We start from the raw sequence: 19,754 nt of genomic DNA, 5'->3' as shown, positions 1-19,754 counted from the left end.
GGCTTTCGTTATGCAGATTTGTCTGACCCGTCTTTTTTCTCTTTCCGAGCGAGCGTCAAGATTTGGTACACCTTGAAGAAGTCGTAAGCGGCTACGGCGATGATGAAGTACGTCCAGAAGCTGAAGCCATACTCCTGCACCGAGTAGTAGGCGAGGACCGTAAACAGAATCCCGAATGAGAGACTGAACAAAAACATGACTTTTAAGTGTCGCGGCATATGTGCCACCTCATTTCTACATTAAAAATAGTACGACCATGACGAGCGCATTGTTGAACGCGTGAATCGCGATCGGGACGATCAAGCGACGCGTCTTGGCGTAAGCGACCGTGAAGGCGAAGCTCATCGCCACATAGACAAGGATCTTGTTGTCGCCGTGGATGAGTGCGAACAAGAGTGAACTGACCGCAAACGCGATCCAAAACCCGAACCGGGCGCTCAAGTTCCCGAACAGGATGTGGCGGAACAAAATCTCTTCCATAATCGGTCCGAGCAAGACGACTGAGAGCGTCATGACTGGGACGAGACGGACGATATCAGCGATTTGCTCGGTGTTTTGTGACCCTACGAGATCACCTGATATCGCGGTCTCAATCAGGTTGGCGACGATGACGAGCCCGTACTGCATCAAAATCCCGAGCCCGATCCATTTGACCGTGTCGTTTAAGTTCGACTGGATGCCTTGTTGCTTATACAGCTTCAAGTCCGGCCAAAGCAAGAAGAACGAGATGACGATCGTTAAACTGAAGCCGATTGCGAACCAAAGGCCGGTCGACAGCGGGGTGATCCACTCGGGACGGACTCCACTAATGAGCAGCGGGAAGAACTGCACGAACGCGTAGAGGAGAATTGGGATGATGTGCCGGATCCGAATGTTAGGCGCCATCGAAAACCGGGTATTTATCGATTGGTTTGAGTTTAATGTGGCCAATTCAACACTTCCTTATTCACAAGAGTTAAGCGTTCCTTTTCACCATTGTAGCAAATAAGGTCTCTTGACCGCGAGTGGAAGCGTTTTTCGATGTTCTCGCTTGCATTTTTCATCGTCTCATACTACACTAAACAGTGTTAGCACTCCATTTTGATGAGTGCTAAAACTTACGATACAACGATACATCATTCATATTCGGAGGAGGTTTTTTCAATGTTAAAACCACTAGGAGATCGCGTTATCATCGAAGTCGTGGAGAAAGAAGAAAAGACGATCGGAGGCATCGTGCTTCCTGACACGGCGAAAGAAAAGCCGCAACAAGGGAAGGTCCTCGCAGTCGGCACAGGCCGTGTGACAGACCAAGGCGAGCGGATCGCTCTCGACGTCAAAGAAAATGATTTGGTCATCTACTCGAAATACGCGGGTACCGAAGTGAAACATGATGGAAAAGAATACTTAATCGTTCGTGAGAGCGACATTCTAGCAATCGTAGGCTAAGACTCACCATTCTTCAAAACTTTTTTTAGGGGGAAATGAACAATGGCAAAAGAAATCAAATTCTCAGAAGACGCACGTCACGCGATGCTTCGCGGCGTCGACGCACTCGCTGACGCGGTAAAAGTAACGATCGGACCGAAAGGACGTAACGTCGTCCTCGAGAAGAAGTTCGGCTCACCACTCATCACGAATGACGGTGTGACGATCGCAAAAGAAATCGAACTTGAAGACCACTTTGAAAACATGGGCGCGAAGCTCGTCGCGGAAGTCGCGTCGAAGACGAACGAAGTCGCAGGGGACGGTACGACGACAGCGACAGTCCTCGCTCAAGCGATGATCCGTGAAGGGTTGAAGAACGTCACAGCGGGCGCGAACCCGATGATCCTTCGTAAAGGCATCGACAAAGCGGTCCGCCGTGCGCTCGAAGAACTCAAAGCCATCTCGAAACCGATCGCGTCGAAAGAAGCGATCGCGCAAGTCGCGGCCATCTCGGCTGCTGACGAAGAAGTCGGCGAATTGATCGCTGAAGCGATGGAACGTGTCGGAAACGACGGCGTCATCACGATCGAAGAATCACGCGGCTTCACGACGGAACTCGACGTCGTCGAAGGTATGCAGTTCGACCGCGGATACTTATCACCATACATGATCTCAGACTCAGACAAGATGGAAGCGGTGCTCGACAACCCGTTCATCTTGATCACAGATAAGAAGATCTCGAACATCCAAGAGATCATCCCAGTGCTCGAGCAAGTCGTGCAACAAGGGAAACCGATCCTTATCGTCGCTGAAGACATCGAAGGCGATGCGCTCGCGACACTCGTCTTGAACAAGCTCCGTGGTACGTTCAACGCGGTCGCGGTCAAAGCACCAGGATTCGGCGACCGTCGTAAAGCGATGCTCGAAGACCTTGCGACGCTCACAGGCGGCCAAGTCATCACAGAAGACCTCGGTCTTGAGCTCAAGTCGGCGTCACTCCAACAGCTCGGACGCGCATCGAAAGTCGTCGTCACGAAAGACACGACAACGATCGTTGAAGGTGCTGGAGACGAAGCAACGATCAAATCGCGCGTTCAAACGATCCGTAACCAGATTGAAGAGACATCGTCTGACTTCGACCGTGAGAAACTTCAAGAGCGTCTCGCGAAACTCGCAGGCGGCGTAGCCGTCGTCAAAGTTGGCGCAGCGACTGAGACAGAACTTAAAGAGCGCAAGCTCCGCATCGAAGACGCGCTCAACGCGACACGTGCAGCGGTCGAAGAAGGCATCGTCGCAGGTGGCGGTACAGCCTACATCAACGTCATCCCAGCGGTTCGCGCACTTCTTTCTGAAGTGACAGCGGATGAGGCGACAGGTGTCAAACTCGTCCTCCGTGCGCTTGAGTCACCGGTCCGTCAAATCGCGGAAAACGCGGGTGAAGAAGGTTCGGTCATCGTCGAGAAGCTCAAAAACGAGTCGGTCGGCATCGGCTACAACGCCGCGACTGGCGAATATGTCGATATGATCGCATACGGTATCGTCGATCCGGCGAAAGTGACGCGCTCAGCGCTTCAAAACGCGGCATCAGTATCAGCTATGTTCCTCACAACAGAAGCAGTCATCGCAGACAAGCCAGAACCAGCAGGCGCTGGCGGTGGCATGCCTGACATGGGCGGCATGGGTGGAATGGGCGGAATGATGTAAGTCATACGCTTTAACGAAAACCATTCATCAGCGAAAGCTGGTGGGTGGTTTTTTTATATAGGGAAATGAAATAAATCGTAGGTGTCGAATGGGAAATACATCCTATGAAATTTTCTTATGATACAAAGACATAAAATAGAAGTACGAAGGTGTGGTGATGGATAAAGAAGTAGAGCTTGTCCAAGCTCTAGAGAAGTTGAAAGACAATAACTATTAGCTAGACGGATTAACCTCGATTAAAAATGCTCCTGCCACTACACAGCGGTAGTCGCCTTAGCAACTAGGAATGAGTAAAAGTGAAAAAATAAAGTCGTCTTCAATGATTTTTCATGTTCATTGAAGACGACTTTTGTTTGAATTCAGTTGGAACTGCATAGCTTTTTACTTAACAAGTTCTTCAACTAGATTGACTCCATTCCCCTTCATCAAGCAATATCTATAATTGTTCCAATTTTTAATTTGCATCATGGTGGAAATGGCAACCACAAACGCGATGGAATGACCAGCCGACCTGGGCCTTATTATATTTCAGAATTTTTTTGAGCAACAGCTTTTAGCTTCTCCACATCCTCCGATAAAATTAAATAATGCATTTTACGATGGCAATTTGGACAAAGTGCCGCACAATTTTCAATCGTATCTTCACCGCCATTAGATAGCCATTTTACATGGTGGGTTTCAAGAAATGGTTCACCAGTAGCATCTTTAAAAGGAGCTTCTTTTTCACATAACTGGCATACTCCATTGGCTAACCTTTTCACATATTCCGAGATATACGGATTACGATCATATGCGGTCGATGTTATTGTTCTAACATTTCTTTGCTTATCCTTATTCGCTTCTTCTGCTCGTTTTTTGAGGTGTTTTGTGCTTTTAGAAGTTAATTTAGCACGTTTCTTTAGTTCATTACTATCAAGCTTCTTTGCTTGTTTCTCTTTTCTATTATATGTTTCTACCAAAGTCTCCTCTGGGATTGGATAGGAAGCTCCAACGATTTTTAATGGGAATTTCCATGCCTTTCGTAAGTTCCCATCCTGATCTTCCTCATCAGTTTGAAATGGTTCTTCAGCTAAAGCTACTTGTCCAATAAAGGTATATTCTCCAGGAGAATATACTTCAAACAAATAAACTTTAATACCATTTTCGTTTGACTCATAAAGTGTCTTGTTTTGATTTCCTTCTAAAACTTGATCGCCGGTTAAGCCCATACCGGTGTAATAGAGGATATCATTCATCCATTTATCCTCGTAAACATTTTTTAGATTCGAGTGATCTGAAATCACAACAAGAGTATGAGTTGTATTTGACCGTCTCATCCCGCCTTGAGTTGAACATTTGAAAGTCATTGCTAACGTGTCGTTATTCATTACTGTTCCGGGCGATAAAGCACCTACTCCGCGCTGTCGGGTTTCTACCCATGCTTTTACTTCTTCAAGGTTGAAGTGTTTGTCTCTTCCAAACTGAATATAAGGCATTCCTTCTCGAACCATTCTGTAAATTGTTGACCTTGAAAGTTTTAACTCCTCTATAAGTTCAGGAGTTGTTAAATATGAATCTTTATCCATAAGATGACCTCCTTTTTTTTATAATTATACAAAGTCTCACTTTCCGTGTCAATAAATTATCACTTTCCGTGTCAGATTAATATCACTATCCGTCTCACTATGTGAGGTGGCGATCGTCAATCTGAACTTTGAATATCTTTATAATATTTGGTCATAAAAAAACCCTATAAAAGTTGGATTTTCATATCCAAATTTTATAGGGCAGTTAAAATGTAGCTATTCTTTTTATAATTCCGGTATGTTTAAAACATTTTTAAACATCTGCCATGTTTCTGTAAGCTCTGGCTTCTTCGGGACATATATGATTAGGCCGTCACGCCCTCTTGTTAAATTAACTCGATAGGCATTACGTTTAATTTGGAGCGGGTTCTCGACGTTTCGTTGAAAGTATTTACCCTTCCATTGTCCCTCTTCTAAGTAGAAATCATTGTCCCATTGTAAAATGGCGAAATCGAGTTCCAGTCCTTGTGACTGGAACTCTGTAATCGAATAATTTAATGTTTTGCAATAAAACGAAGAAGTTGGGACGTTAAAATATTGCGCGATCTTCGATGGGCGATCACTCCGCTCATTAAAAGGTAGCACATCAATTTCTTTTTGGTGATCCGCTCCTCCTGCACAAACAACACCAATTGTTTTTGTATCATCTGTGTACAGTCGTCGAGCAATCGACTTTGCGGTTTCAAGATCTCGTGTAATCCGTAGATGAAATCGTGAAGTATCTAAGTCTCTCGCGATTTCTGCTGCAGTTTTGAAGTCTGCATCAATGACACTTGTCACGAAGCGGCCGTATTCTAATGCGGCATGCGAACGTAGTGAAGTGTCTAAATGAAGCGCTTCAGATGTATTGACGCGAGTTGCGTGTGTAAACAAAGTTGCCCCTTGTTTACCATGTACTGTCACCTGCTTATTTATTAGTGCCTCATTCCATAGAGGGAGTCCTTCCTCTTCACCGGAATAAATTTCTTGCCCTTCACCTACTAAGCCAATCGTGACACTCCATTCTTTATCTTCAGTCGCAATATTCATGACAATGTCTGGTTCACTGAGATTAGACGCTGGGATATTCGATTTTTTTAAAGACTGATTTACTTTATTTTTATCCCACGCACGTTGAGCTTCATCAAAAATAATAATATGTTCGCTTGGAGCGGACTGACGTCTTAAATAATCCATTTTGTAATTATATAGTCTTTGAACAAACGTACGATTTTGAAGCGCATGTTGAAGAACATCTACTAGTGGTCCATTTCCAGATAGATAGATGGCTTCAGGATGATCGTGAGCAATTAGTAAACCTAAGTATGTTTTACCTGCACCCGGTTCTCCCGTGATCAGCACAAGATGGTGCTCATCATTAGACTTTGCTTGTTGAATGATAGCTTCTCCCGTATCGTACACATATTCAAAATTACTACTATCGAGTGCCCGAACTCGGGGAAGCGGTTCACGTTTTATAATAGTTTGAGCTGCTTCAATTACAGAAGGAGAGGGTTGGTATGTTCCGCTCAAAAATTCTTGAACGTTAAGAGAAGGGCGTTCATTCCGTGTCTCGGCTTTTTTGATAATCCGCTCGAATCCAGTAAGGGAAGAAATGAAAATCTTAAATTGATTAACGAACTTGAGCTCAGATCCAGGTGCATTTGTAAGGAGTAAGAGACCATGAACATCCAAATCTTTTTCTTGTACTTCAGAGTGGTAATGTTCAAGATCTCTTACATATAAAGAAGTTTGAATGTACTCAGAATTTGAAACTTCGTTATAACTCTTACACTCAATGACGAGTAATTGATTATTTACAAGAAGTAGTACATCCGGACGTCGGCCACCGCCTCGCAACAGCTGATATTCAAACAAGATATAAGCATTCAATTTTGGTGTTGTCTGAAATGCTATTTTTATTTTTTGATAGGTATCGATCCAAGCGCGCACTTGGCTATCAGATGCATCTGGTATAGAGTGTTGCAGTGCGTTTAAAAACTGGATTTGTTCCATTTTCATAAATTCCTGTATACTTCCACTCCAACCTACATCCATATGTTTTCCTCCATAATTCAACTTTTCAATGAAAGTATAGCGTACGAAGAATCGATTCTCCTCTTTATAAAATGAAATCATTTCTATTCAACAATTGATAAACTGATAATATAGTTAAATAATGTTTAATAGAATACGTTCTGTTAATCTAACCTCACATTAATCCGCGATTTGTGTTTAGAAAATAAACCACCCTATAAAATTTAGTTATGAAACTTTATAGGGTGGTTATTATCACTTATTGCGCTAATTTTCCTTCGAAAAGTCTTTGCAGGAAAAAATTCTCTTTCTCGGAACGACGTCCTTCAAGGTATTCGAGAGCATCGATTTTCCGAAGGGAAACTACGGCACGATTCTTCGTTCCTGGCATCTCATCGATAAGGGTCATCGCGTCGACCATCGTCGAATCTTCAGGCATCACTAAGTATCGTGCAACGCTGATTTCTTTTCGTTTTCCTACATGCCCATAACGTATAACGGCTCTCCAATAAGACCACACCGTGATGTCTCCTTCGTTGTTCATTATTCTTCATCCTTTCGATTTAAAATCAATTCAAGATAGATTTTTCTTTGCAATCCATTATCCTTTTATCGATGAATGAAGATTAAAATCATATCTCAGAACAATTGATGAAGGGAGTCAAAACCAATTTAGGTTTGTTCCTTCAAAGTGATAATAAGAGAAATAAACAAAGGGAGTGTGTAAAAAAACTAACGTGGTTAAATATTGATAAGGCTGATATATGTTTAGGAAAGAGCTTAACTACATTGATCAATCAATGCAGACCCAACAACTTTTTAAGAGCACGCCACTTTGGTGGATAGGCGTTGCTTCCATTATGGATAAGAGGATTCGCCCTTTCGATAAATTTCTAATATCCAGTGTGTCCCGTCATTCGTGATTATTCCTTCTTCCTGAAAGATCTCTGACCATAGGTGTATTATAAATTCGTTGAATTTTTTATGAGCAAATTAAAAATGAGCCCGGTATCGTACCGAACTCATTTCATTTACTTATCGTTAAGAAGTTGAATAAATGGTGGTAGTCCTTTTTCTAATAACAATTCGAAAACCTCCATCATATCTTCAACATCGTTATCGTTAACGTCTAGAAGATACTGGAGTATCACGCCATCAATTGCACCTAATAACCATGAGGTTAATGCTTGATTCAATCGTGTATCTTCAAGTCCGTACACATTTATTAATATTTCTTCAATCCGGAAAGTCCATTCTTTATATTTTTGTTTGAATTTTAGCTGTAATTCCTTATTTCCTAATAGTATTTCGTGTGCGAAATGGTATTGTAGACGATTTTCCGCATCTTTTTTTAAGCGTTCTTCCGTCTTTTGCAAAATTTCTTTCTTCACCTTGTCTTTTCCTAACTCTTGCTTAGCAATTCCTTTTGCAATCCGTGTAGAATCGGAAAGACTTTCATCTAGAAGATCATATAAAATGTCATCTTTATTTTTATAATAATGATAAATTGCCCCTGTGCTCATGCCAGCTTCCTCTGCAATCGCTCTTACTGTCGCCCGATTAGATCCGTGCCGACTGATTACTGTTCTTGCTGCAACCAGTATTCTTGATTTGCCATCTACCTTCATAATGAATCCTCCTTACAAAATTAAGAATAACATAGCAAGAGAAATAACTTAAATTCATTATTGTGAATTATTTCACATTGACTATTCGATTTGCCGGGTATACACTAAAAACATAACGAACGTTCGGTTTGTTAAATCCAAGAATGAGGTGAAAACATGGTTATTTGGCCGCATGTAATATCTATGCCAATCTATTTCGCGCTTCTGTTAGGTGTAATTGTCTTCTTTCGTAAGCACTACAAGCTTTCTGCATACTTTTGGCTCGCTTCTCTTTTAACATTTCCGTTGTGGTTAATGGGGAACGTAGACGGTTGGTTTCGTTGGGTAAAAATATTAAGTGTAATCATTCCGACAATCATCGTTGGATTTTCTAGAATTGCAGTGCAGGAAGATAAGAAAGGTCCTATCTGGGACTTTCTGAAAAAAGATGATTTCTTGTGGTTCTTTTACGCAATTCTGTTCCTCAACATTGCAGAAGCGACGATTAAAGATATAACGCTGGGAAACTATTTTAATGCCGCTTGTGGATTCCTACTATGTGTGACAATTCCGTTCGCACCAAAATACTGGAAAATCCTAAAAAATTCTTCAGCGGATTTGGTTGCCTATACAACAGGATCTTGGAACTTCATTTATACATCTTGGAATGCTTGTTTTGTTTATGCCGAATCTCCAATGTACTTCGCTAGTTCGTTATGTATTTTGTTGGCAGCCGAGTTGTACCCGGTTATGAAAAAACGTCCTGAATTATACATTACGGCTCGTATATATACGCTAGCAGCACATTTATTGTTAAGAGCTTGTTTTGATATCTTCCCAAAAGTCATGGATTCCACTTCATGGTTCAATCCACAAGTGATGAGCGTATGGGGAGTCATTAACTTTGTGATTATCGTTCCTTACGTGTTCTGGCATATGTGGCAGTTGCACAATAACAAAGCACAGTATAGTTTTAAACGGTTGAAGTCAGCATAAGTCATTTTTTGTTACACATACTTGTTCAATAGTGAGCAAACTAAAAGAGTTTCAGGAGGCGCCGTCATGGGTTTGTTATACGAATCAACAGACGTTATGGGATGGGGAATATGGATCTTTGTCCTATTTGCACTAATGGCTTTTAATGAGTTCAGTCGCACGACAAAATGGGGTGGCATTTCCTTATTTCTTATTCTCCCTATCATATTGACGATTTTTGTTTGGCCAACAACAGCCGCCCCAGGCAATGAGTATGGAACAGGTACTTGGTTTAACTGGGTCAAAACGTATTCTGCTTTGGCGGGATGTCTTGGCTTCATGGCCATTCGTTATTATCCGTCGATCGCGAAGAAGAAGTGGGTCCTATGGTTTCCGCCGGGAATTCTAGCGCTCAATATTTTAGAGGCATGTATTCGTGACTTTCAAGTGTATATGTATGGTGCCTGGGACGGAGCGTATATCGACAACCTTTGGGTCATGTCAGGACCATGGAATATTATGAATGGCATAGCGGGGTTACTAAATATCGTTGCAATCTGTGGATGGGTCGGCATTAAAATTTCTAAAGATAAATCAAAAGACATGATTTGGCCAGATATGATTTGGCCTTGGATTATCGCATATGATTTATGAAACTTCGCGTACGTGTATAACTGCATTTCAGATCATTCGTTTTACGCTGGATTTGCGCTGTTACTAGCTTGTACGATTCCTTCCTTCTTCATCAAAAAAGGCGCGTGGCTACAACATCGGGCTCATACGCTAGCTTTATGGATTATGTTTATTATGACCGTTCCTTCATTTGCAGATCGACTTGCACCTGTAGCCTCGACACATGACCCAAGAGCGTTTTTCATCGTCAGTTTAGTGTCCTTGTTAGCTAATATTGCATTAGTCGCTTATCAGTTTTACCGTATTCGCAAGTTGAAGCTCAATCCGCTTAAGGATGAGATATACGTGGATACAAAAGCGTATAAAGAAATCATGGAAGATAATGGATTGAGTGCTTAAGTGATTCGTATCCATTGATTAAAAAAAGCCCAGGAAGAATCACACGTCGGATTCTTCTTGGGCTTTTCGTAGTTCTGCTTCTTTATATACTTTTTTTCGTGTGCGTTCTCCGATGGACAAGATACGAACAACACCTTCAAGTTCATCCTCTTCTGTAATTTGCATAATCGTCAACTGATCTTGTTTGACGGTATAAACGAGACGGAGGTTCATAGATTTGTACTTTAATTTGTAGCATCCCGTTAATTTACCACGGAGCGGTTCCCCATAACCAATAGGGTCGATTTTCAATTTTTGATCGATGTCTTGTTTAATGATCCGGATAATCTGCGCATCCAGTTTTTTAAGTTCTTTGACGGCTTTTCTGTGAAATTCGACTTTGAACATATTACTCGATGCCTAATTCCTTAAATACGTCGTCTGCATCCACAAACTCATCTGGATGTTGAGTGGCGTCGTTCAAACGAGAGAGTAGTTCTAGTTCTTCAAGAAGAGCAGCTTGTCGCTGAATCAATTCAGTCATTTCTTCAAATTGATTAAATCCAACGAGCACAGTATCAATTTCCCCTTGTGCATTTGTCACGAACAAAGGGACAGCTTGTGCTTTTTCACGAACTTTTTTAAAAGACCGGGCAACAGTTGTCGTTGGAATGATTTGGTCAGCCGTCAATGTGACAGCTGATTTTTCTTTTAGTGTTCCCATCTTCATGCGCCTCCTTCACAACGTTTTACGTTACATATACTATACCATAAAATGCGTATTATTAATCGTTTAATTAAATGATTAATAATACACCTGCCACGAAATTGTTCATCCTCTTCCAAAAATAGGAACTTCCTATTTCCGCTCTAACAGATCTGTATTATGCTTAATCATGGAGATTAGCTGAGAGGAGCAACCGCATGCAATCAGGTCTACAAAAGAAGATTAAAGAAGCCACGTATTTGACGGCGGAAGGTGATGGGACGGAGTATCCGATATGGCGGGGGCGGCAGCGACACACAGTGTCTTGAACGTGCCGATGCGGGAGTTGTTGAACGTTGACCGGATTTATCAGAGTCATGGGAAAACGGTGTGGATTGTTGAGAACTCAGGAGTGTTTTCGAGTTTACTCGATGACGTGCCGAATGCACCGCTCGTTTGTACCCACGGACCGTTCAAACTCGCGGCGTATCGCTTACTAGACGCGCTCGTCGCATCGGGTTGTCAGTTGAAGTATGCCGGAGGTTTGATCCGGAAGGCTTGCAGATGGCAGTACGGTTGAAAGAACGCTATGACGACAAGCTCGATTATTGGTGCATGGATTTGGAAAGTTATGTCGTGTCTGATCCGAGTGTTGAGTTGGCTGGGGAGCGATTGGTGAAGCTGGAACGGGTGACGGATATTCAGTTGCAAGACGTGATGGAAGAGATGAAGCGGAGAGGGAGAGCGGGATATCAGGAGGCGTTGATAGAGAAAATGGTAGTTCAACTAAAAATAGAAGGGACAAATGCATGATGAACAAACCAATTTGGTTAGTACGAGCTGGGAGAACAGGGCATCAAGAAAATGCGGCACTTGAACACAATTTAGTAGCGATTGGATGGGAGGACCTGGGTGATCTTTCTGCGATTGAAGACAGAGAAGATTTGATTGAATTATACGAAGAGACATATTTGGAAGATAAAGCACGAGCTATCAGTCACAAGACTAATCAAATTTGGCGTTTTGCGACGGAAATGGAAATCGGTGATTATGTGGTGCTTCCTTTGAAGACAGAACCGGTCATAGCGATCGGACAAGTAACAGGAGAATACGAATTTAATACAACGATTGCTGAAGAGGTTAGACATATTCGAAGAGTAAAGTGGTTAACGACAGACATGTCACGAACTCGTCTAGATCAAGATTTACTGTATTCTCTTGGTGCATTTATGACGGTATGTCGGATTCAACGAAACGATGCAGAGACAAGAATCCCACAAGCGTTGCAGCGTTACATAAACGGCGTAGATTCACTGTCTACTCCGCAGATTACTGATGTCGATGAAGAAGAAATAGTCGATTTAGAAGCAATCGGACGTGATCAAATCCGGATTCTCATTGAACGAGAGTTTGCTGGACATCGATTGCAAGACTTGGTCGCAGCCATCTTAAAAGTAGAAGGATTCCAACCGGTCGTGTCTCCACCCGGGAAAGACGGAGGTGTCGACATTTTGGCGGGAAAAGGTGTTCTTGGCTTGGAAGAACCTCGGATTTGTGTCCAAGTAAAAGCAACGTCTTCACCAGCGGGGATAGATGTCATCAACAGTTTGTTAGGTGTCGTCTCAAGCTATGGCGCGACGTATGGATTGGTTGTCTCACTAGGAGGCTTCACAAAAGATGCACGCAATAAAGCGAAAGAACAATTCTTTAAAGTGCGTTTATGGGATTCGGATGACCTGATTGAGGCGTTGCTACGAGTATATGATGAACTTGATGAAGACATGCAGGCTTCCTTGCCTCTGAAACGAGCGTGGGTCACGGTCCCGGCGGAATGATGTACTAAAAGGAGTAGCAGAATATGAGACGAAGAATAGCTGTAATTATGATAGCAAGTGTCTTCTTGTTAAGTGGTTGCGATGGAATTGATAAATTTGGAGCCAATGCGGATCACGTTGCTGAAGAAGCAGAGCGTGGAACGGAAGGACGAGCGGCAGCGTATGAATATGAGGAAGAGCAATATCAAGAGTATCTAGAAATGGTTGAAGAATTAGAGCATCTCCGAGAGAGAAACGAGGAGTTGGAGGAAGAAATATTTAACTTAACAGAATATCAAGATAGTCGTGAAGATGCATATGATTACTTTTGCGAGTATGGATACGATGAAATTAGTGAAGCAACGTATAATGAATTATGCCAATATTGATTATCTAAATGAGCATCGTCCAATTAGGACGCGATGCTCATTTCTTTTTTGGCGTTACACAAAGATTTTTACAGAATAATGCAAAAGATGATGATATGGGGTCTACAAAAAAAAGCTTCTGATCTATAATTAATATGAGTAATCTTCCAGAAAAATAGAAAACAATAGATTTATAAACGACAGATTCTTAATAAATATAGAATGAGGTATTTAAAATGATTAATTTTCAAGACAAAGTAAGTTTTATTTGGTCAATCGCAGAGGTTTTACGTGGGCCATACAAACCAGAAGACTACGGGAAAATTGTACTACCATTAGCCGTACTACGTCGATTTGACTGTGTGTTAGAAAGTACAAAAGAAGAAGTATTAGCGAAAGCTGATAAATTTTCATCAATGAGTGAAGAGGCTCGCGAACCAATTTTGAATCGCGTCTCTAAGCAAAATTTTCATAATACAAGTAAATATGACTTTAATAAGCTATTAACGGATTCGGATAATATTGCTGAAAACTTACGCGATTACATAAATGGTTTTTCAAAAGTGGCGCGAGATATCATGGATCATTTTGATTTTGATCGTCAAATCGATAAGTTGGATCAAAATAACTTATTATACTTAACCATTAAACGCTTCAGCGAAATCGATCTACATCCTGAAACAGTTTCGAACATTGAGATGGGTTATGTATTTGAGGAATTAATCCGTCGTTTTAATGAAAATGCAGAAGCAGGGGATCATTATACGCCTCGGGAAGTGATTACTTTAATGACCCATCTGTTGTTTTTACATGACGATTCTAATGTTCTAACAAAGCCAGGTTTAACACAAACGTTGTACGATTGTGCAGCTGGGACTGGCGGAATGGGTTCTGTAGCTCAAGATTATCTCTTAAGTCAAAACCCTACGGCGCACTTGGAATTTTTCGGACAAGAAATCAACCCTGAGTCGTACGCTATCTGTAAAGCAGACTTACTCATTAAAGGTGAAGATGCACGAAATATTCGTTTAGGAAACACATTGTCAAACGACCAGTTCTCCCGTGAAAAATTTGATTACCTCATTTCAAATCCTCCATACGGGGTAGATTGGAAATCATATGAGAAACCAATCAAAGAAGAGCATGCGCAACAAGGTTTCAATGGACGATTTGGTCCTGGGACACCTCGCACGAGTGATGGTCAATTACTATTTTTAATGCATTTATTATCAAAAATGAAGCCTGTAACACCTGAAAATCCACAAGGTTCACGTTTGGCCATTATTATGAACGGATCACCATTATTTACAGGAGATGCTGGTTCTGGTGAAAGTGAAATTCGTAAATATGTACTGGGAAATGATTTAGTAGAGGGAATCGTAGCATTACCAAATGATTTATTCTACAACACAGGTATTGCAACATATATTTGGATTTTAACGAACAAAAAAGCACCTCTTCATAAAGGAAAGGTACGTTTAGTTAATGCGGTAGACTTCTCGAAAAAGATGAAAAAGTCTATGGGTAGCAAGCGTAATGAAATTACGGAAGAGCAAATCAATGAAATTGTACGTTTATACGGGGATGCGCAGCCACATGAAAATGTAAAGATTTTTGATAATGAAGACTTTGGCTATGCGAAAATTACAGTAGAACGTCCATTACGCCTAAATTTCCATGTGAATGAAGAGCGTTTAGCACGTGTTGTTGAAGAAAAAGGATTTGCGAACTTGGCAACGTCGAAGAAAAAAGGCGATGCAGGTCACTTTGAAATCGAAGAAGGTAAGAAGCTACAAACGCAAATTTTATATGTGTTACGCACATTAGCAAGCGATACAGTTTATAAAAATCGTGAGGAGTTTATGAAAGTAGTAAAAGATGCTTTAAAACAAGCTAACATTACAATCGGTGCACCTGTATTAAAAGCGATTTTAGCAGGACTTGCTGAAAAAGATGAAACAGCTGATATATGTATGAAAAACAAAACAGATATCGAGCCCGATTCAGATTTACGTGATACAGAGAATGTACCGTTAAAAGAAAATATTGAAGACTATTTTGTACGTGAGGTATTGCCACATGTACCTGATGCATGGGTTGACGAATCTAAAACAAAAATCGGTTACGAAATTCCATTTACTCGCCAGTTCTACAAATATACAGCACTCCGTAGCTCAGCGGAAATTATGGATGAAATTCGTGTTTTGGAAACGGAAATTGCCGAGAAGTTGAATAAGGTGATGGGATGAAGTCAGCATTCGATTATATTAATGAAATGAATAGATTATGGTTTCAATATACTCCTAATGAATGGGAAATTAAAAATTTAGGTCATGTTTCAAAAATGATAGTTCCTATGCGAGATAAGCCTACTTCATTTGATGGTACTATTCCTTGGGTAAGAATTGAGGATTTTGACGGTAAATATATTTCAGACTCAAAGTCAAAGCAATATGTTAGTGAGGAATTCATTAAATCAATGAATTTGAAAGTTTTTCCAAAAGGGACAGTTATGTGTACATGTAGTTGCACTATGGGAGCTACTGCTATTGTAGAGCAGCCCTTAGTATCAAATCAGACATTTATTGGAATAGTTCCAGGTGAAAAATTGAATAGTGAGTATTTATATTATTTAATGCAAGCTAGTGCAGATAGACTTCAAATGTTTTCTCAAGGGGCTATACAGCAATATTTGTCTAGGCACGATTTTGAACACTTGAAAGTACCATTACCTTCTATTGAAAATCAAAAAACGATTAAAGACTTTTTAAATAAAAAACTAGAGAATTTAGATAAACTTATTCAAAATAAGAATAATTTACTTAAATTATTAGAACAACAATGCCAATCAATTATCACAGAAGCTATTACAAAAGGTTTAAATCCGAATGTGGAAATGAAAGATTCAGGTGTTGAGTGGATTGGTGAGATTCCTGAACATTGGGAAGTTCGAAAGATAAAAGATGTTGCCAATGTGTATTCTAGCAATATAGATAAAAAGAGTGTTGAAGGTGAAAAGGAAGTTTTACTTTGTAATTACGTAGACGTTTATTATAACGATTCTATAACTGCTAATTTAGATTTCATGAAAGCAACTGCTAAAGTTGATCAAATTAAAACCTTTACATTGAAAAAGCATGATGTAATCATCACTAAAGATTCTGAGTCACCTACAGATATTGCTATACCAACCTGGGTTTCTCAAGATTTAGATGGTGTAGTATGTGGTTATCATCTTTCATTGATTCGTTGTGCCGAAAGTGTATTAGGACATTATTTGTACTATAATTTAGAATCCGTTCAAATAAGAGAACAATTCTATACAAGAGCTAATGGTGTTACACGATACGGACTTTCTAAAGAGGCCATAAAAATGGATTAATTGCAGTACCGCCTTATAATGAGCAGTTACAAATTGCCGAAAAACTTTATGCTGTTAATAAAGAAATTCGTGATATGACTGAAAAGGTAAAAGAGCAAATCGAAAAACTGAAAGAATACCGCCAATCCCTAATTTACGAAGCAGTTACAGGGAAGATTGATGTACGTGATATAGAACTTGATTAAGTGAGGTGATAAATATGGCAATGGACACTTCGGAAAAAGGTTTTGAAATGAATATTGAAGCAGAGTTAATTACTCACGGTTATAAAAAGCGTGTGCTGGAAGGTGACGCAAGTGCCGCTTTTAAGCAGCATGCTATCGACGTAGAGGAACTATTTGCATTCTTAGAGGATACGCAGGAAAAACGCATGCGTACGCTTGAGAAGTCGTATGGTCCTTCTTACAAAAAAGAAGTGCTAAAACGTATCAAAGATCAATTGCATAAGCAAGGGTTAGTCGAATGTTTACGGAAAGGTATTAAAGATCGTGGTGTAACGTTAAACCTTGCCTATAATAAGCCACCAACAGATATGAACAAGACGTTGAACGAGCAATATCAATTGAACCGTTTCAATGTGTCTCGCCAAGTCTATTACAGCGACAAGCATAACAATAGTTTGGATATGGTGTTGTTCTTAAACGGTCTACCACTTGTCGTGATGGAGCTAAAGAATCCGCTAACGAATCAAACGGTTGAACATGCGATGAAACAGTTAAAGAATGATCGAGATCCTCGGGAGCAACTGTTTAAGTTTAATGAACGAGTGGCAGTTTATTTTGCTGTTGATTCAGATGAAGTGTTCATGACCACAAAGCTCGATAAAGGGAAAACCTATTTCCTACCATTCAACAAAGGAAATCTAGGGGGCAAAGGAAACCCTTTACCTCAGGACAGCAATTATCGGACACATTATTTGTGGGATGAGATTTTAGCACCTGATAGCCTCCTTGATATTCTTTATCGTTTCATTTTCGTGAAGAAAGATGAAATCAAAGATTCAAACGGTGAGACCATTGGAGAACGCCAAATGCTCATCTTCCCTCGTTTTCATCAATTGGATGCAGTCCGTAAAATTGAGACAGATGTATCTCGTCATCTCGTTGGTCATAACTATTTAATCCAACACTCTGCTGGGTCAGGGAAAACGAACTCGATTTCATGGCTTGCCCATCGATTGGCGAAATTACATAACGAGAACAACGAATCGATTTTTAGTAGCGTCATCGTCATTACCGATCGTCGCGTCTTGGATAAACAGTTGCAAGATGCGGTTTATCAGTTGGAGCATAAAGCTGGAATGGTTGAGCCGATTGATAAAAACTCTGATCAACTCGCACGTGCGATTAACAACGAGACACGCATCATCATTACGACGCTTCAAAAGTTCCCGTTCGTTTTAGAGAAAGTGGCAGGTTTAGAACGTAAAAAGTATGCAGTAATCATTGATGAAGCGCACTCCTCACAAGGGGGCAAAGCATCGACCGCTCTGACGAACGTCTTATCCGATAAGACATTAGAAGCAGCATACGAAGAAGATCGAATTGCTGAAGATAACTTGGATGATGTCGATGAGAAAATCGTAGAAGCAATCATGAAGAGTGGGAAACAAGATAACGTATCATTCTTCGCGTTTACCGCTACCCCAAAACCAAAAACGTTAGAAAAGTTTGGGACAGTTGGTCCAGATGGTAAACCAGTAGCTTTCCATCAGTACACGATGCGCCAAGCAATCGAGGAAGGATTTATTTTAGATGTCCTCGAAAATTACACGACGTACAAGACATTTTGGAAGATTGCAAAGACTGTAGACGATGATCCAGAAGTTTCACAAAAACAGGCGACGAAGAAATTGGCTCAATACGTCTCCCTGCACCCACACAGTATTGCGCAGAAGATAGAAATTATCGTCGAGCACTATCGAAATTTCGTACAGCGTAAAATCGGAGGCAGAGCCAAAGCGATGGTAGTAACGGCGAGCCGTTTGCATGCCGTACGCTACAAAGTCGCCTTTGATCGTTATATTAACGAGATGGGTTACAACGACTTGAAAACGGTAGTAGCGTTTTCTGGAACTGTTCAAGACGGCGGAATCAATTATACGGAGCCGGATATGAACCAGTTCTCAGAAAGAGAGCTACCTGAAAAGTTTAACTCCGATGAATATAAGGTCTTGCTAGTGGCGGAAAAATACCAAACAGGATTTGATGAACCACTCCTCCACACGATGTATGTGGATAAACCGTTAAGCGGTATTAAAGCGGTTCAAACTCTGTCTCGTTTGAATCGGACTTGCCCCGGTAAAGACGATACATTCGTACTAGATTTTGTGAATGATCCAGAAGACATTCAAGCATCGTTCCAACCTTATTATGAATCGACTAGTTTATCCGAAGTGACTGACCCAAACATCCTGTATGACATGCAGGCTGAAATAGAACAATATCAATTATTCACGGCCGAAGAAGTGCAAAGGGTCAATGAACTTGAAGTGACAGGTGGTGCGAACAAGTCCGCAAAAGCTCAGATTGAGTTGAATGCGATTCTTGATAAAGGTGTAGACCGATTCAAAAACCTTTCAGATGAAGAACAGTATGCGTTTAAACAAGTAGCTACGAAGTTTGCACGAACTTACGGATTCATTTTACAAGTCATCACCTTCATCGATTTAGACTTACACAAGTTGTATATTTATCTGACGTATTTACTGCGTAAGTTACCTCGAGGTCGAGATGACAAAGATGTTTACTTGGCCGATGATGTGACGCTTGAATACTATCGCAACCAAAAAGTGTTTGAAGGTGGCATCGAGCTCGAGAAAACAGGCGGATACGACTTAAATCCTCAAAAGCACGGGATAGGTGGCTCAGGAGATGATGAGAAAGTCCGCTTATCAAGTATATTAGACAAGTTAAACGAACGCTTCGGCACACAATTCACTGAAACTGACTTTCTTTCACGTGAGCAAGTAAAGGAAGACATGTTAAACAGTGAAGATCTTCGTGAAAAAGCAAAGAACAATACAAAAGAGAACTTTAAATTCGCATTCGAGAAGACGTTCATTAACTTCGTTATTGATCGAATGAGTAGCAATGAAGAGTTTTTCCTGAAAATCCTAGAAAACGATGAATTTAAAACCGTGATTATGGAAGACATGATGAATGAAGTATATGGTGAAGTGAATAGTTAATAAATGGTG

Annotated in this window: 16 protein-coding genes and 2 pseudogenes; 10 read left to right on the top strand and 8 right to left on the bottom strand. The window is 40.8% G+C overall.

Annotation, left to right across the window (positions count from 1 at the left end):
• Window positions 1-8 precede the first annotated feature (8 nt).
• Window positions 9-218: a YdiK family protein gene (locus EVJ20_RS13120; RefSeq protein ID WP_070329018.1), complete on the bottom strand. Its 210-nt coding sequence runs from the start codon at window positions 216-218 to the stop codon at window positions 9-11.
• A gap of 16 nt (window positions 219-234) precedes the next feature.
• Window positions 235-930 carry a CPBP family intramembrane glutamic endopeptidase gene (locus EVJ20_RS13115; RefSeq protein WP_236635546.1) on the bottom strand — a complete coding sequence of 232 codons (696 nt, stop codon included), beginning with the start codon at window positions 928-930 and terminating at the stop codon, window positions 235-237.
• Window positions 931-1,143: 213 nt separating this feature from the next.
• Between EVJ20_RS13115 and groES the strand changes: the two genes are divergently transcribed.
• On the top strand, window positions 1,144-1,428 hold the full coding sequence (gene groES, locus EVJ20_RS13110) for a co-chaperone GroES (protein WP_016510840.1): 285 nt from the start codon (window positions 1,144-1,146) through the stop codon (window positions 1,426-1,428).
• 42 nt (window positions 1,429-1,470) lie between these two features.
• The gene (gene groL, locus EVJ20_RS13105) at window positions 1,471-3,111 is read left to right on the top strand and encodes a chaperonin GroEL (protein WP_070329019.1); all 1,641 of its coding nucleotides are present in this window, start codon (window positions 1,471-1,473) and stop codon (window positions 3,109-3,111) included.
• Between the two features lie 521 nt (window positions 3,112-3,632).
• Here the strand turns inward: groL and EVJ20_RS13100 are convergent.
• The 4 genes from EVJ20_RS13100 to EVJ20_RS13085 all read right to left on the bottom strand — a co-directional run bounded on the left by EVJ20_RS13100 (window position 3,633) and on the right by EVJ20_RS13085 (window position 8,320).
• Window positions 3,633-4,676 (bottom strand): HNH endonuclease, encoded by a 1,044-nt coding sequence (locus EVJ20_RS13100; protein ID WP_131508487.1) that lies wholly within the window; start codon window positions 4,674-4,676, stop codon window positions 3,633-3,635.
• Between the two features lie 225 nt (window positions 4,677-4,901).
• On the bottom strand, window positions 4,902-6,713 hold the full coding sequence (locus EVJ20_RS13095; protein ID WP_131508485.1) for a DNA/RNA helicase domain-containing protein: 1,812 nt from the start codon (window positions 6,711-6,713) through the stop codon (window positions 4,902-4,904).
• Between the two features lie 238 nt (window positions 6,714-6,951).
• Entirely contained in the window at window positions 6,952-7,236 is a 285-nt protein-coding gene (locus EVJ20_RS13090) for a hypothetical protein (RefSeq protein ID WP_131508483.1), read from the bottom strand.
• Between the two features lie 487 nt (window positions 7,237-7,723).
• On the bottom strand, window positions 7,724-8,320 hold the full coding sequence (locus EVJ20_RS13085) for a TetR/AcrR family transcriptional regulator (protein ID WP_131508480.1): 597 nt from the start codon (window positions 8,318-8,320) through the stop codon (window positions 7,724-7,726).
• 156 nt (window positions 8,321-8,476) lie between these two features.
• Here EVJ20_RS13085 and EVJ20_RS13080 point away from each other — a divergent pair, with 156 nt between their 5' ends.
• On the top strand, window positions 8,477-9,295 hold the full coding sequence (locus tag EVJ20_RS13080) for a hypothetical protein (RefSeq protein WP_131508474.1): 819 nt from the start codon (window positions 8,477-8,479) through the stop codon (window positions 9,293-9,295).
• Between the two features lie 66 nt (window positions 9,296-9,361).
• Window positions 9,362-10,306 (top strand): annotated as a pseudogene (locus EVJ20_RS13075) (DUF5692 family protein).
• 39 nt (window positions 10,307-10,345) lie between these two features.
• Here EVJ20_RS13075 and EVJ20_RS13070 read toward each other — a convergent pair.
• Both EVJ20_RS13070 and EVJ20_RS13065 read right to left on the bottom strand, forming a co-directional pair.
• Complete coding sequence (locus EVJ20_RS13070) at window positions 10,346-10,693, bottom strand: type II toxin-antitoxin system RelE family toxin (protein WP_131508472.1); 348 nt, start codon at window positions 10,691-10,693, stop codon at window positions 10,346-10,348.
• 1 nt (window position 10,694) lies between these two features.
• On the bottom strand, window positions 10,695-11,009 hold the full coding sequence (locus EVJ20_RS13065; RefSeq protein ID WP_131508470.1) for a hypothetical protein: 315 nt from the start codon (window positions 11,007-11,009) through the stop codon (window positions 10,695-10,697).
• 277 nt (window positions 11,010-11,286) lie between these two features.
• Between EVJ20_RS13065 and EVJ20_RS15400 the strand changes: the two are divergent.
• The 6 genes and pseudogenes from EVJ20_RS15400 (at window position 11,287) to EVJ20_RS13030 (ending at window position 19,745) form a co-directional block, all read left to right on the top strand.
• A pseudogene (locus tag EVJ20_RS15400) lies at window positions 11,287-11,804 on the top strand (DUF2399 domain-containing protein).
• On the top strand, window positions 11,801-12,826 hold the full coding sequence (locus EVJ20_RS13050; RefSeq protein ID WP_236636433.1) for a restriction endonuclease: 1,026 nt from the start codon (window positions 11,801-11,803) through the stop codon (window positions 12,824-12,826). The pseudogene EVJ20_RS15400 and the gene EVJ20_RS13050 overlap by 4 nt, the downstream one beginning before the upstream one ends.
• 23 nt (window positions 12,827-12,849) lie before the next feature.
• Window positions 12,850-13,194, top strand: a complete 345-nt coding sequence (locus tag EVJ20_RS13045; RefSeq protein WP_131508464.1) for a hypothetical protein — start codon at window positions 12,850-12,852, stop codon at window positions 13,192-13,194.
• Window positions 13,195-13,409: 215 nt separating this feature from the next.
• Window positions 13,410-15,422: a type I restriction-modification system subunit M gene (locus tag EVJ20_RS13040; RefSeq protein WP_131508462.1), complete on the top strand. Its 2,013-nt coding sequence runs from the start codon at window positions 13,410-13,412 to the stop codon at window positions 15,420-15,422.
• Window positions 15,419-16,555 carry a restriction endonuclease subunit S gene (locus EVJ20_RS13035; protein ID WP_236636432.1) on the top strand — a complete coding sequence of 379 codons (1,137 nt, stop codon included), beginning with the start codon at window positions 15,419-15,421 and terminating at the stop codon, window positions 16,553-16,555. Before EVJ20_RS13040 ends, EVJ20_RS13035 begins: the two co-directional genes overlap by 4 nt.
• A 199-nt stretch (window positions 16,556-16,754) precedes the next feature.
• On the top strand, window positions 16,755-19,745 hold the full coding sequence (locus tag EVJ20_RS13030; RefSeq protein ID WP_131508460.1) for a type I restriction endonuclease subunit R: 2,991 nt from the start codon (window positions 16,755-16,757) through the stop codon (window positions 19,743-19,745).
• Window positions 19,746-19,754: the final 9 nt, after the last annotated feature.

Origin of the sequence: Exiguobacterium sp. SH0S1, assembly GCF_004337165.1 — a bacterium.
Lineage (GTDB): Bacteria > Bacillota > Bacilli > Exiguobacteriales > Exiguobacteriaceae > Exiguobacterium > Exiguobacterium aurantiacum_A.
This window is presented reverse-complemented; position numbering and strand designations above follow the sequence as displayed.

Coding starts and splice junctions, on each gene's coding strand:
- EVJ20_RS13065 (WP_131508470.1), bottom strand. CDS start 11,009: ATGGGAACACTAAAAGAAAAATCAGCTGTCACATTGACGGCTGACCAA.
- EVJ20_RS13090 (WP_131508483.1), bottom strand. CDS start 7,236: ATGAACAACGAAGGAGACATCACGGTGTGGTCTTATTGGAGAGCCGTT.
- EVJ20_RS13100 (WP_131508487.1), bottom strand. CDS start 4,676: ATGGATAAAGATTCATATTTAACAACTCCTGAACTTATAGAGGAGTTA.
- groES (WP_016510840.1), top strand. CDS start 1,144: ATGTTAAAACCACTAGGAGATCGCGTTATCATCGAAGTCGTGGAGAAA.
- EVJ20_RS13080 (WP_131508474.1), top strand. CDS start 8,477: ATGGTTATTTGGCCGCATGTAATATCTATGCCAATCTATTTCGCGCTT.
- EVJ20_RS13035 (WP_236636432.1), top strand. CDS start 15,419: ATGAAGTCAGCATTCGATTATATTAATGAAATGAATAGATTATGGTTT.
- EVJ20_RS13095 (WP_131508485.1), bottom strand. CDS start 6,713: ATGGATGTAGGTTGGAGTGGAAGTATACAGGAATTTATGAAAATGGAA.
- EVJ20_RS13040 (WP_131508462.1), top strand. CDS start 13,410: ATGATTAATTTTCAAGACAAAGTAAGTTTTATTTGGTCAATCGCAGAG.
- EVJ20_RS13070 (WP_131508472.1), bottom strand. CDS start 10,693: ATGTTCAAAGTCGAATTTCACAGAAAAGCCGTCAAAGAACTTAAAAAA.
- EVJ20_RS13045 (WP_131508464.1), top strand. CDS start 12,850: ATGAGACGAAGAATAGCTGTAATTATGATAGCAAGTGTCTTCTTGTTA.
- EVJ20_RS13050 (WP_236636433.1), top strand. CDS start 11,801: ATGATGAACAAACCAATTTGGTTAGTACGAGCTGGGAGAACAGGGCAT.
- EVJ20_RS13120 (WP_070329018.1), bottom strand. CDS start 218: ATGCCGCGACACTTAAAAGTCATGTTTTTGTTCAGTCTCTCATTCGGG.
- groL (WP_070329019.1), top strand. CDS start 1,471: ATGGCAAAAGAAATCAAATTCTCAGAAGACGCACGTCACGCGATGCTT.
- EVJ20_RS13030 (WP_131508460.1), top strand. CDS start 16,755: ATGGCAATGGACACTTCGGAAAAAGGTTTTGAAATGAATATTGAAGCA.
- EVJ20_RS13085 (WP_131508480.1), bottom strand. CDS start 8,320: ATGAAGGTAGATGGCAAATCAAGAATACTGGTTGCAGCAAGAACAGTA.